This is a genomic window from Oleiphilus sp. HI0132, assembly GCF_001635845.1.
Genome location: NZ_LWGJ01000678.1, coordinates 1 through 851, shown reverse-complemented (window position 1 = coordinate 851; position 851 = coordinate 1). Strand labels below are relative to the sequence as shown.

1 protein-coding gene is annotated in these 851 nt (G+C 44.9%); it reads right to left on the bottom strand.

The window, feature by feature from the left end; translation table 11 throughout:
- Positions 1-69 precede the first annotated feature (69 nt).
- Entirely contained in the window at positions 70-714 is a 645-nt protein-coding gene (locus A3766_RS08150) for a GNA1162 family protein (protein ID WP_068515871.1), read from the bottom strand.
- Positions 715-851 lie beyond the last annotated feature (137 nt).

Genomic DNA, 851 nt, shown 5'->3' with positions numbered 1-851 from the left:
ATGGAGGGGCTTGAGGAGAGAGTACCCGGGCAAAACCCAGGCACTCTAGATATTGCTATTGCCTGATCTTTACTTTTCTTCTGGTTTTGGTGCGTAAGGCCCAGGAAGTAGACCCCAGTGCTGGTTATTGACCAGGTTACTACTCGCCATAGCAGAAAGTTCAGGTGTGTGATCGACAATACTGCCGGCAATTTGATCTACTAATGCACCAATGAGAGCACCAGCCAAACCGCCACCGCCGTCACCTGAAGACTTCACAGCTTGGGCTCTGCCATTCCATAATATTTGTCCACTCTTGGCATCTATTAATCGCCAATCTGAAGCCACGACAGTCTTTGAGGATATCACTTGGTACTCCTGCCCCCACTGCTTGATATCAATGTATAACACTGCGTCAGGGTTGATAATTTCCCTAATTTTGTCCAAGGGAATAGTATTCATTTCAGCCGTTGTAGGGAGCCCATTCTCTTTAAACAAAGTATCGACAACTGAAACAGGAAATACATAGTAGCCTTTTTCTGCCAAGGGCTCAGATATCGAGGAAATAAGCGTATAGGGTGCATTAACTTCGACAGAGCTATTATTGGGTGGAATTACCAGAATAGAGGTCGGTTTGCTTTGCTTAAGGGCCGTGTAGTCATAACCTTTAACGGCACAACCGGATAAAACTCCAAAAGCAAGTATTGAAATAACTAAGAACTTGAATCCCTTCATTTTGTTTTCTCCTTATGATGGCTGTTAGATGCTTCCAAGGCGGTGTCTTGCATGTTGGAGCGAGTCAGAATGCCGTCAACAAATACGCTAGATTCAGGGTACAGTGCTTTTTCTTGTAGCAAAGCGCTTTTTGCCAG